The 12,251-nt window shown below is 42.5% G+C and carries 8 protein-coding genes; 6 read left to right on the top strand and 2 right to left on the bottom strand.

Annotated elements, in window-relative coordinates:
- Positions 1–61: 61 nt before the first annotated feature.
- Complete coding sequence (gene ribA / locus CW749_RS26855; RefSeq protein ID WP_101115544.1) at positions 62–658, bottom strand: GTP cyclohydrolase II; 597 nt, start codon at positions 656–658, stop codon at positions 62–64.
- Between the two features lie 313 nt (positions 659–971).
- The gene (locus CW749_RS26850) at positions 972–1,151 is read right to left on the bottom strand and encodes a hypothetical protein (RefSeq protein WP_101115543.1); all 180 of its coding nucleotides are present in this window, start codon (positions 1,149–1,151) and stop codon (positions 972–974) included.
- Positions 1,152–1,584: 433 nt separating this feature from the next.
- Here CW749_RS26850 and CW749_RS26845 point away from each other — a divergent pair, with 433 nt between their 5' ends.
- The 6 genes from CW749_RS26845 (at position 1,585) to CW749_RS26820 (ending at position 12,050) form a co-directional block, all read left to right on the top strand.
- A complete protein-coding gene (locus CW749_RS26845; RefSeq protein ID WP_101115542.1) occupies positions 1,585–5,979 on the top strand; it encodes a transporter substrate-binding domain-containing protein in 4,395 nt (1,464 codons plus the stop codon).
- Between the two features lie 8 nt (positions 5,980–5,987).
- The gene (locus CW749_RS26840; protein WP_101115541.1) at positions 5,988–7,280 is read left to right on the top strand and encodes a response regulator; all 1,293 of its coding nucleotides are present in this window, start codon (positions 5,988–5,990) and stop codon (positions 7,278–7,280) included.
- 14 nt (positions 7,281–7,294) lie between these two features.
- Positions 7,295–8,488 carry an EAL domain-containing response regulator gene (locus tag CW749_RS26835; protein ID WP_101115540.1) on the top strand — a complete coding sequence of 398 codons (1,194 nt, stop codon included), beginning with the start codon at positions 7,295–7,297 and terminating at the stop codon, positions 8,486–8,488.
- A gap of 138 nt (positions 8,489–8,626) precedes the next feature.
- Positions 8,627–10,246, top strand: a complete 1,620-nt coding sequence (locus CW749_RS26830; RefSeq protein WP_101115539.1) for a methyl-accepting chemotaxis protein — start codon at positions 8,627–8,629, stop codon at positions 10,244–10,246.
- 19 nt (positions 10,247–10,265) lie between these two features.
- Complete coding sequence (locus tag CW749_RS26825) at positions 10,266–11,645, top strand: hypothetical protein (RefSeq protein WP_101115538.1); 1,380 nt, start codon at positions 10,266–10,268, stop codon at positions 11,643–11,645.
- A gap of 9 nt (positions 11,646–11,654) precedes the next feature.
- Positions 11,655–12,050 (top strand): phosphate ABC transporter substrate-binding protein, encoded by a 396-nt coding sequence (locus tag CW749_RS26820; protein WP_101115537.1) that lies wholly within the window; start codon positions 11,655–11,657, stop codon positions 12,048–12,050.
- Positions 12,051–12,251 lie beyond the last annotated feature (201 nt).

The raw sequence follows: 12,251 nt of genomic DNA, 5'->3' as shown, positions 1-12,251 counted from the left end.
CTTTGTCAGCAGTCTGAAACCCCACATCTGTGGGGTTTATTTCAAACAAATAATAGATCTATCACAAATCCAGTAAGTGCTTACCATGCAAGACTTTTGCTTTCAAATAGCTCTCGTTTCCATGTTTGATATGAGCATGAGTGTTTACCACTTCCTCTATCTCGATTCGATGATCTTGCAGCTCTTTTATCTTCTTTGGATTATTGGTGATCAGGCGAATCTTTTTAACGTCTAATGCATCAAGCATTTGGGCTGCTTCCGTGAAATCTCTGAGATCATCACCAAAACCTAAATGATTGTTTGCTTCATACGTGTTCATACCTTCACTTTGTAAACGATAAGCATCAATTTTGTTGTACAAGCCAATGCCACGCCCTTCTTGACGCAAATAAAGAATGATGCCGCCTAGCTCACCCATTTTTTCAATGGTTTCATCCAGCTGTTCTCCACAGTCACAACGTGACGAGTGAAAAACATCACCAGTCAGACACTCGGAGTGCATTCTAACCAGCGGTGTTTCGCTCTCTTTATCGGCTGATTTGAAAATAATCGCGACATGTTCTTTATCTGTTTCTAATCCGTGAAAAGACAATAATTCTGCGTCGATGTGACTTTTAGAACCAACTTTCAACTCTACTCTGGCTCGTACTTCCGCCATAACTCTTCCCATTTATGATGAATGTGCTCTGCACACTCTTATATTCGCTCTCTATATTGTATGACAGAGGCATTCTGACTACTAGATGGGGATACGAGATATGATAATCAACCGATCACTCCCTATCTCCCCAATTAAGAATTGTTATATTATAACAATTAGCGCCAATCACAAAACTTCCATCAAATGAAATACGAATAAAATGAAAAAAGCCCGCAATGTATGCGAGCTTAGAGGAGAATTAGAATAAGTTGTTCACAAAAAACCATCTGCTTTAAGTGGTTAAAGCAGCATTAGATCGACAATAAACCGCCTAATGTTGTTTCTTCTGCCAAAGGATAAGCTGAACCCAAAGGTTTTCAAGCTCTGAAAGCTCTTCTTTCGTTAAAACAGATAAGGTAGATGCAGAACCGGAAACGGAAGATTGCGCGCCAGAAGCGGAATGGACCTTATTTTGAAAAATTTGCCGTAAACTGGAGATAGTTGGTTCCACGAAACATCACCTTTATTGCGAAACGTTTTTCTATATAACTACAATAATTTATAAGAATGATAGTAACATTTGCTATACAGTACAAGGAACGTTTAGCAGTTTTTCTGGCTTAATGTCACAAAACCATTTTGACACAATGAGCCATTTACTAAAATATGAGACAACTCAAAACTTTATGAGCTTTTTACTTAATATAAAGAGCCAAACAAAGATAACGCCTAGAAACACTGCCAACCCGCCTTCACCTTAGTGAGCTTTTAGTTAAAAATTCATCTTTCTTCTTTGTATCATTAAACAAACCGCCAATCACCACTGCTTTTTTCATTATTTTCACCCGCCACTAAACAAAGCTACCCCGTTGTTTAACATGGTAAATATCGAACTTGTTTCATTTTTCTTAAAATCTGACAACTTGCGATGACTGAGTTTAAAAATGAAAGCAATTACCCAAGTTCTATCGATGATTTGTTTGTTTGCAGTAAGCTTTACATTGCAGGCAGAGCTAACAGATGAAGACAAATACAACGAAACCTTTCACATTGGTTTTCTCAGTGATGACCTATCTCCGTATTCGCTGGCTCAGAATGGTAATGTCACCGGTCTTTTGCCAAGTATCATCCGTGAATTCCAATTCTATATGCTTGGAAACGTAGAATTTAGAGCGTACAAATCCCCGAAAGCACTTCATCAAGCCCTTGTTAACAAAGAGATCGATGCAATTACGACACAAGGGACAAACTACAAAGATACGTCGCTTTCGTATTCAAACCCCATTATTTCTTCTAGGCAAATTGGTTTAGCACGTGAACAGATTGGGTATCACCATGAGTTGGATACACACACTTTGTCCTACATGAATGGAGAAGCTTTTCTTAAAGGGTTGTACCCAAATGCAAAATTAATTAGGTCAAATACGGTATCTGATGCCATTTTCAATGTGGCAATGGAAGTATCCTACGCAACGGTTGGTGATGGTCTTATGCTATACCAACAGCTCCAATCAGGCCCTTACGCTGATTTTTTGTCAATTTCACTGTTCGATGATCTTCCTGTTCAAAGCCATTATCTGGCAGCGAGAAATGGTAATAGCCAACTGATCGAAAATTTCAATACAGCCATTGCCAGCTTCAAACGGAGTACTCGCTATTCCGAAGTTCTAAAGGAATGGCTAGATGAAACACAAGAACGTTTCTTACTGGTTAAAAATGACACACTTGCGCTCACTGAAGCGGAGCAGAAATGGTTAGCTAACAACCCTCAATTATTAGTCGTCACCAAAGGCAATACGCCCCCTATCGATTTTTTTCATTCAAATATTGGTCATCAGGGCATCTCAGCGGAAATCTTGCAAGAGATATCCCGACTCACAGGAATGCAGTTGGAATACTTAAATCTCGATTCCTCTCAAAACGAGCCCATCGATTATCATCATTCCAACACGTTGCCCCTTATTCACGCGGCAAGCTCTTCGGAGCAAGCCAAATACGCCGATCATTTATTTTCCCACCCTTATATGCGGGAGCCATGGGTGCTCATTGGTCGGAGTGAGAACTACAAAAGTGACCTGATTTTTTCAGATTTGGATAACGCTAAGATCGGCACAGTTAAGGACACTGTGGGAATAGACAAAATTCGAGATTATTGTGCCGCATGTAACGTCGTTCTTTACGACAGTAGCGACCAACTTCTCGAAGCTCTTGATCAAAAAGAAGTCGATAAAGCAATGATGTCCCTCTTCATTGCCTCCCCCAAGCTTCAATCCAAGTACGCTGGTCAGCTACGAGTTGTTAGCCTGATGAACAAAAACGCGGAAGTACCCATTTCATTCTCAGTCGAGAAAGATCAGCAGCTTTTAATCAACATCATCAACAAAGCGTTGAACGCTATTCCTCCACAACGGATTCAAGACATCCATAAAAAGTGGCGTAATGCGAACTACGAAACTGGAATCGACAGTAAAGATGTTGTTTATGGGTTTCTCACCGTTGCAGGGGTTGCTGGCTTTATTATTTTGCTGTTTATCACGTGGAACTGGAAACTGAAAAAAGAAGTTTTCCACAGAAAGAGAGCAGAAGAAGAACTGCAAAAACGTGTCAACTATGAGCGTTCGCTGTTGGATGCGATTCCGTTTCCTATCGTTGTTCGCGACGCTAACGGCATTATCCAGAGTACGAATAAGTCCGCGAGCGATCTCAAGTATCTCAAGTACCTGACCGAGTCTCTTGTTAACAACAAAGATGAAGATAACTTGATTTTGAGTGGCTATTCCCTTCCTAGGCTCGAAAATGAAGTGGTTATCGATGGCGTCGAAAAATACTACGCCTACTGGAAATGCCCCTATGTCACCCCAGATCATCAGATTGAAGGCACGGTAACCATACTCGATGACATAACCGAGCTGCACCTAACAAGAAAACGAGCGCGAGATGCCGAGCAAAGGGTTCAAAAACTCGCAGACAACGTGATTGGTGCTGTGCTCCAACACTCTCAAAGTAAAAGCAACCTTCATTCCATTCACTTTACATTTGTGAGTGCCGGTATTTGTGAGTTGATTGGTATTGAGCCAGACCAACTTATGAATTCCCCTCGAACTTTCTTTAGCCCAATGAGGCAAAAGGACAAAAGGGAATTGATTCACAAAGTTCGACAAGCCATTACTGAAGGCTATATGTCGCAGGACGTCGGGCTGCTTATCGACAATGAAGAGAAATGGCTCCACATCCAAAGCAAGATTACGGAAACCGATGACAGCTACATTTGGAATACCGTTCTAACCGATATAACCGAACTAAAACAACAACAAAAGGAATTGCGAGAAGCAAGGCAAAAAGCCATTTCTGCTACAGAAGCCAAATCCCGTTTTTTAGCAAATATGAGCCATGAAATCCGAACTCCAATAGGCGGGATTGTGAGCTTATTGGAGCTTTGCGAGCAATACCCTGTTGTTGAAGAAGTTGAAAAAATTCACGGTAGCCTTTCGCAATCTGCCAATAACTTATTGCACATCGTGAACGACATTTTGGATTTTTCCAAAATTGAGGCTGGCAAACTGACGTTAAGCCCTCAACCCTGTGTATTCGAAACACTAATCATCCGGATAACTCAACTTCAAGCGAGACATGCTCACGCCAAGGGGCTTAAATTTGGTTTGTGGCTCGATCCAGAACTTGCTCACACCATAAGCATTGATGAAGTTCGCTTGGGGCAAGTCCTCAATAACCTACTCAATAACGCTGTAAAATTCACCGAGCATGGAACGGTTAACTTATCCGTTAGCCTGGTAGAAGAAACCGCTCATCAGCAATCACTCATGATAAAAGTGACAGACAGCGGAATAGGCATTGAAAAAGAAAACCTCAAAGGCTTGTTTCAACCATTTGTTCAAGCTGATGAAGGTACAACACGGAAATTTGGCGGCTCTGGGCTCGGGTTAACCATCAGCAAGCAGCTCATTAATCAAATGGGCGGCGACATTGCAGTAAGCAGCAAGATTGGCAGCGGCTCTCAATTCAAAATCATTCTACCTGTAGAAGTCATTCAAGCAGCGGAGCACTTGGATAAAGCGCCACTACAAGGGCTCATTATTAATGATTTCTTTCAATCAAAGGTGCTATGTGCGTACTTAGAAGATTGGGGGATAACAACCGAATTTGGAGAAACGGAAAGCAAAGAAAAACTGGATTTCTTAATCAGTAAGCATCAGTGTGACTTCCTGTTCATTTCTGAAATGGATTATGCTCGCCTAGATCTAACTGCTGATTGGTGGACGTCAAACCATGACTCTGTTCAATGCTTGGTGCTGTCTGAGAAAGGCATGCTTTCACCAACCCCAAAAGACGACCACTGGCTGCTGTCTGCAAACCCGATCATCCCATCACAACTCAAGCATTGCATCGACTCCCAGCCTGTTCGCAACGAAGTTAATGCAGTGGTTCACGATGCTCTTAGCTGCACCTCCAAGCAAAGCCGAGAAGAAGCTGTGGACTCAAATAGGTTGATACTCGTAGCCGAAGATCACCCAATAAATCGTCAAGTCATTGCTAGCCAGCTCAAGCAACTGGGGTATCACGCGGATATTTTTGTTGATGGCAAAGAAGCATTTAACGCATTTCAACAACACAGCTACGGTCTTATCATCACAGATTGCCATATGCCTGAAATGGATGGGTACGCCCTCACCAGTGCTGTTAGACAGTTGGAGTCCCAAACACAGAAAAAACGGACGCCTATCATCGCTCTCACGGCAAATGCTATTCAGGGAGAGCGCGAAAAGTGCCTTGACCTTGGGATGGATGACTTCCTCTCTAAGCCGACCAAAATGCCCATTATGGATGAGGCTATAACTCGCTTGCTTCCTGCTGAGCCCTCCCCTCTAGAAGCCTCGCAAGAGGATTTCGAAAACACCGAGTTGGACTTTGGATTTCTAGATTTCTCTGACGAAGAGGCAGTCTCAACTGACACGTCACCGAGTACAGTAACACCCGAAACAGAAACTCAACTTACAGCACCCCTTATCGATATTACGAAAGTGTGCGACATATTTGGTGACATGGATATTGCCAAGCAAATCGTTAAAGAATTCATCGACAGTCAAAACAAGGATTTATTAGAACTCAGCGCTGCAATGGAAAACGACAATCACAACGAAATAAAGCATGTGACCCATAGAATGAAAGGTGCCGCAAGAATGCTGGAGTGCCATGCACTATCAGATGTGCTAGCCGATTTCGAGCATGCCGCCATGCATGAAGACAGCCAAAAATACGACATGCTGCAGACAGAAGTTATCGCCATTACAAACGCTCTTAACCAATTTGAGTACACATAAAAGCACCCATGAATACCATTCAAAATAAAAAGATTCTCGTTGTCGACGATTGCGAGTTAATTCGAAACACGTCGCGGATTATGATTCTAAAGATCGGCTTTTTGGCAGAAAACATTTTCATGTGTTCTAGTGCTACCCGTGCACTTTCATTATGTAAAACCCATATTTTCGATGTCATAATTATCGATCAAAACCTAGGCAACGGCGCTAGCGGGTTAGAGTTTTTGCAAGCCTTACACCTACAGGAGCTTCGAGCTCACGATACCATTGTGATTGTTGCGACAGCAGATAACTCGGTGAATGTTGTGCAAGGGTTTTCATCATACAACCCCAATGCCTACATCATAAAACCATTGAGAATGGATACACTCTCGACAAGTATCCAATCCAATCTCAACCTCCAAAAGTTGAGTAATAATGCTATTCATGCCTATCAAGAGGCAGGGCTTAATGGATTTATGACTGCGCTAAAGTCCACGTCATCCTCCAAAAAGGCAATCCATGTCATCGAGCAGTTTTCTCACTTTAGCCAGGTGCCACTTGAACATCGTCTGATCGTTCTTAAGGCATTTTTCAAGTCACACCCGACAATGAAGATCGGGCTTATCTATGCTTTCCTGCTATTTCAAAAGGGAGAGATTTCACAATCTGAATCGATATTGCACTCACTTGTTCAACGGGCGGATTACCGCCCTACTGACTGCTACCCTTTCAAGCTCGCATTGTCGACGGCAAAAGGAGAAATAAGAGTAAGCAGAGAGCTGGCTAATTCTATATTGAGCGAAAGGAACTGCGACCCATCAGCGATATCCAGTCTTTTGTGGACCTCATTTATTATGCCGAACCTTCTTTGTGGCAACATGCTGCAGCGGCTAAAACAGCGACTTGGCAAAAATTTATGGCTCGATGAAGAACACAAGCTCTTGCTGTGTGCCCAATTAGTAAAAAGTGATTGGAGTAAACCCAAAGCAATATGGAATTCGATTCCACTGCCAACAAATAATCGGTTTTCCAATACTTATGAAATGTTGTTTACCGCATGGTGTGAATATAAATCTGGCAGCAATACCAGCCATCTGATAAATACCTTAATTAGCTCACCGTTATTTGAACATTCGTCATTAGCAAACTTGTTCCTTCTTGATGTATTAGAGCAATCCCCAAATGATACGGAACTCAATAAAGTTCATGACCGAATTAACCTTATAAGCAAAAAGGTCTTATGCTTTTTTAAAAGGTCAGTCGTTACGTGCGCAGCAGAAAAGCGCTCAATAGAAACACAAAGTATTCAGCTCGCATAGCTTCCGGAGTCGAAATGAATAGACACGTACTAATAATTGAAGACCATGATTTCCAAAGGAAATTCTTGCATTTACAACTAGAAAAGGCTGGGTTGAACCATATCTCTTCAGTGTCTTGCGGCACCGAAGCTCTCGTTTACATCGCAAAACATCATCCTAATTTACTTATTTGCGATTTGAACATGCCAACAATGGACGGCATAGAGTTGCTTCAAAAGCTCGGAGAAGAGAATTATCAAGGTGAAATCATCATTTCCAGTGCTCAGAATGAAATCGTGATCAATTCTGCTGAAAAAATGTGCCAACAGTATGGCTTAAAACTTATTGGATTAATGGAGAAGCCCGTTACATCTGAAAAGCTTTCTCTCCTACTCGATACTTCAGGTCAAGACTCATCAAAAACCTCTCCAGAGTCTATTTCTGTCTCTGTGACTGAAAAATCGATCCTTAAGGGAATCGCAAACAATGAATTCGAGCTTTACTACCAACCACTTGTTAGCTTCAAGACCGGAGAATGGCTAGAAAGTGAAACGCTCATTAGATGGAACCATCCAGAATATGGTGTGCTCACTCCCTACTTCTTCCTAGATGAAGTAAAAGAGCTCGGGTTGTTGCATCCCATCGCATTACAAACCTTAACCCAAGCCATTCGGGATTTACCCATTACTGAATTTCGTCGGTTTGCATTTAACATCACAGCGAATGAATTGATGAATGATGAGTTTACCCAACATTTATTCACTTTGATTGACGACAGAACCTTGTCAGCGTCTTCCATTCGCCTTGAGCTCACCGAATCCGATATTATACAAAACCTCGGTAAAGCACTCGCCTCTGCCACTCGAATCTGCATGAAGGGGGTAGCACTAGCAATTGACGATTTTGGCACAGGATATTCCTCTCTCAAATTATTAGAGGAGTTGCCCTTTTCAGAACTAAAACTGGATGTCGACTTTGTTAAAAACGTGAATAACAGCAACGTTTCGAGAGCGATTGTAGAAGCAAGCCTCTTCCTTGCTGAACGACTCAATTTCAATACAGTCGCTGAAGGAATCGAAGACAAATCGCTTTGGTCATGTTTACAAGGGCTATCAGGGGAAAATGGGTTGGCACAGGGGTACTTTATTGCTAGGCCAATGCCAGTATCTCATCTCAATGAATGGCATAAAAACTGGAAAAAAAGAATTATCATCGAGGAATTATTGTAGTTTAAGAGGATTATATTCAAAATCTAAACAACGATAGATGATTGTTTAATGTAACAACTCAGTAGAACTCGCCTAGCGCGATAAAATGATCAGTACTCATAAATGGTCCGATGTGATCAGCGAATATAAGTCGAAGTCATGCTACTGTCCCGCTACATTTCAATCCGCTATCAATTTATCTTGTTGCTGCTTATTGTATCTGCAAGTTTGCTGACCATCATTTTCATGAATGTCAGTATCCATAAAGAAAGCAGTGAGCGCCTTAATGCTTTAGAAAGTCGATACTACCCTGCACTAGAGCGGGCAGTAAAACTGAACTCTTTACTTCCGAGCTTAAAACAGCAATTTGATGCCGCTGTTGTAATGGAAGATGAATCCGCACTGATCACAGCAGATGAACTCACCCAATCGCTACTCAAAGATGCACAAAAAGGGGCGCGTGTACTGCCTGAGTATGCCCAAAACTTTGAGAACTTCGCTTCTTCTCTACAAACATACTCTCAGCAAGCAAAACAGCTCAGCCTAGATTTTATTGAGCTGAATGGCACTTTCGACGAGTTGAGCCACCGCGCTACGCTCATCGAAAAACAACTTAAAGTGCTGAACTCTATCTCCGATCAGCTTCGAGAAAGCATACGTAAGCAAGTGGTAGAGACCATTCAAACGTCTGAAGCGGAAGCGAACCAAGCTTCGTCTGTTTCCATACTATTGGGTAGTATCCTTATTGTTTCCCTTGGTGTCACTTCATTTGCCATTCAACATTCCATTACAAAGTCGATTTCTTTAGTAACGCAAAAGATGAAAGAGATTGCCAGTGGAGATGGCGACCTAACAGCGCGTATTGAATACAACGGTAAAGATGAAATTTCGCTATTGGTTAGCCGAGTCAATCAGTTTATCGAGAAGTTACAAACCATCATAAAAAGCACGCTGGACAGTAGCAATATGCTTGAGAAAGTCTCTACTCGTATGGAATACAGTGCTCAGAATACGCTGGCTTTAAATAACCAGCAACAAACGCAAATTGAAGATGTCACCCGCTCTATTGGCGAAATGCTGGACTCTATCAAGCATGTGGTTGATTTCGCCTCACAAGCCGATCGTCAAGCTCAATCTGCCAATCAAAAAGCAGAGCAAGGGGCAGAAGTCGTGACCAAGACTTCCAATCAAATACAGTTACTCGCAGAAAAAATTCGAACTACCGCGGCCAAACTAGCTGAACTTGAATCGAATACAAATAACGTAGGTTCTATCTTGAGCACCATTCAAAATGTCGCAGAACAAACAAACCTGTTGGCACTCAATGCCGCTATCGAAGCTGCCCGAGCGGGTGAGCATGGCCGTGGGTTTGCTGTTGTAGCTGATGAAGTAAGAGTACTTGCCAGCAATACGCAAAGCTCAGCAACAGAAATAAATGCCCTTCTTGTCGAGCTGCAAAACGAAGCTCATGGAGCAGTTGAAGCGATGTCTCAGGGCTTAGAGAGCTCGTCGCTCGGTGTACACAACGCGCGAGAAGCTGGGCAAAGTTTGTCTGAAATCACCACGCAGGTTGCAAGTATCACTCAGGTGAATAAGCAAATTGCTCAGGCGACTGAATTGCAACATCAAACTTCCAATCAGATCCAACAACGGCTGGATGACTTTACTGATTGTTCTCAACAAGTCTCGCATTCCACTAGCGAACTTGAATCTCTCAGTCACGAGCTAAGTAATATTGTCGCTCAACTGAGCCAATCCACCTCTCAATTTAAAGTCTAATCCCTTTCGGAGAATAAAAATGACGAACAAAACTTTTCGCCTGCTACCATTAGCGGTGATTTGCGCTGCCACGTTTTCAGCTCAAGCTGCAAACGCTAATTCAGAAAAACGTATTGAAGCACTAGAGCACCAAGTTAAACTTTTGGAAGCACAAAAGTCATCTTCAATCGCTGACAAAATTAGCTTCAATGGCTTTGCCTCAGTCAATATGCAAGTTGCAAACAACAATCATGGCTTCGCCTACTCGACAGACAAAATTAAGTTTGACGAAGGCTCCCTAATCGGTCTTCAAAGTAAGTTTGCAATCAATGACTCAACATCTGCGACAGTTCAGTTGGTTGCGCGTGGAACCAAGAAAGAGAGTTGGAGCCCTGATATTGAGTGGGCGTTTGTTAGCCATCAATTTACGCCTAACCTGAAAGTTCGAGGCGGTAAACTTCGTCTACCTCTCTTTATGTACTCCGACTATCTAGAAGTGGGTTATGCGCAAGTTGGTGTTCGTGTCCCTACCGAAGTTTACGGTCCTGTCGTTGTCACGTCACTGACAGGTGGAGACTTCATTTACGATATCGAGTTAGAGGATAGTACCCTTTCGTTCCAAGGCTTTGCGGGTTCGCAAAAGCTAACTGCAAACAAGCACTCTTATAATGCGCCAACGGAATTCAATGAAATCTTGGGTGGTGTGGTTAACTGGACTGACGATACATGGACGTTGCGTGCTGTATATGGCCAAGCAAAAGTTTCTTCTGACGTTGATTGGAACAGCACTAGTGCAGCACTGAAACCACTTGGTGGCGTTATCGCAAACACCACCTTTGATAACGATGCAGCTAAGTTTTACGGCTTAGGTGCCCGATACGACAGTGGCAGCCTAATGCTGTCCTCTGAACTGACCCGCACAGAAGTGGAAGGTTTTTACGCAGATGTAGATTCTGCCTACCTAACCGCGGCATACCGCCTTAACAGAGTAACACCGTATTTCACTGTTTCGCATATGCGTACAAAAGATAACGATGTAAGAAACAAGCATTACGCATCAGTAAAAGGAAGCACTGCTAACCTTGCGGCTCAAGCTGAAACACTATTCACGCAAGCCAAAGCAATGATGGCAAGCAATCCCGGTATGGCAGCAATCCTTATGGCTCAAGCGCAACAAAAAGCAGCTGCTGCAAAAGCCGCTGGCAGTGTTGAAGGTTCCGCAAAGGCTATCCAATCGGCTCAAAACATCCAGCGCACCACCTACAGCATTGGTGCTCGCTGGGATGTAATGACAAATGTTGCGCTAAAGGGAGATGTCAGTTACATGACCGATTTTGGTGACACATTTGGTGGGTTAAGCTCGGAAAGCCAAGATAAAACTAACCTACTCTATACGCTAAAAGTTGACGTTGTATTTTAAGGAAGAAATATGTTGAACAAATTAATCGTTGTAGCGGCATTGGCTCTGAGTACAAGCGCAAATGCTTCGGTAGTTGTCGTTGGTAACCCTTCAATGGACGCGCTTAGTGCTGCAACCGTCAAGAAACTCTACCTTGGCAAGGCGAAATCTCTCAATATTGACGTTGTGGATCTCGCTGATGGCGACGCGCTCAAAGAGGAATTCCACCAAAAAGTCACTGGGAAAACAGAAGCGCAGTTGCAAGCTTATTGGGCAAAGCGTGTGTTTACAGGTAAAGGGCAACCACCAAAAGCTCTACCTAATGCTGATCTGGTAAAAAATACGGTTCAAACAGGTAACAACATCATCGGTTACATTGACGAAACCCAAGTTGACAGTAGCGTGAAAGTGTTACTCAAACCTTAGTGAATTGTTGGGCAATTTGTAGGATTTCGCCAAATTGCCCTTCATTCTACATACCATTACAAATATCATTAATCACCTTACAAAACTTACAAATATTTCCTTCCAAGTTTATCTCCCTGAATTTCAATACTATTTTTTGTTAACAATTAGTCACAAATCAATATATTTCCATACATATATATTTTGAAACGTATTTTATAG

It is taken from the genome of Vibrio sp. vnigr-6D03, from assembly GCF_002835515.1.
Classification (GTDB): domain Bacteria; phylum Pseudomonadota; class Gammaproteobacteria; order Enterobacterales; family Vibrionaceae; genus Vibrio; species Vibrio penaeicida.
This window is presented reverse-complemented; position numbering and strand designations above follow the sequence as displayed.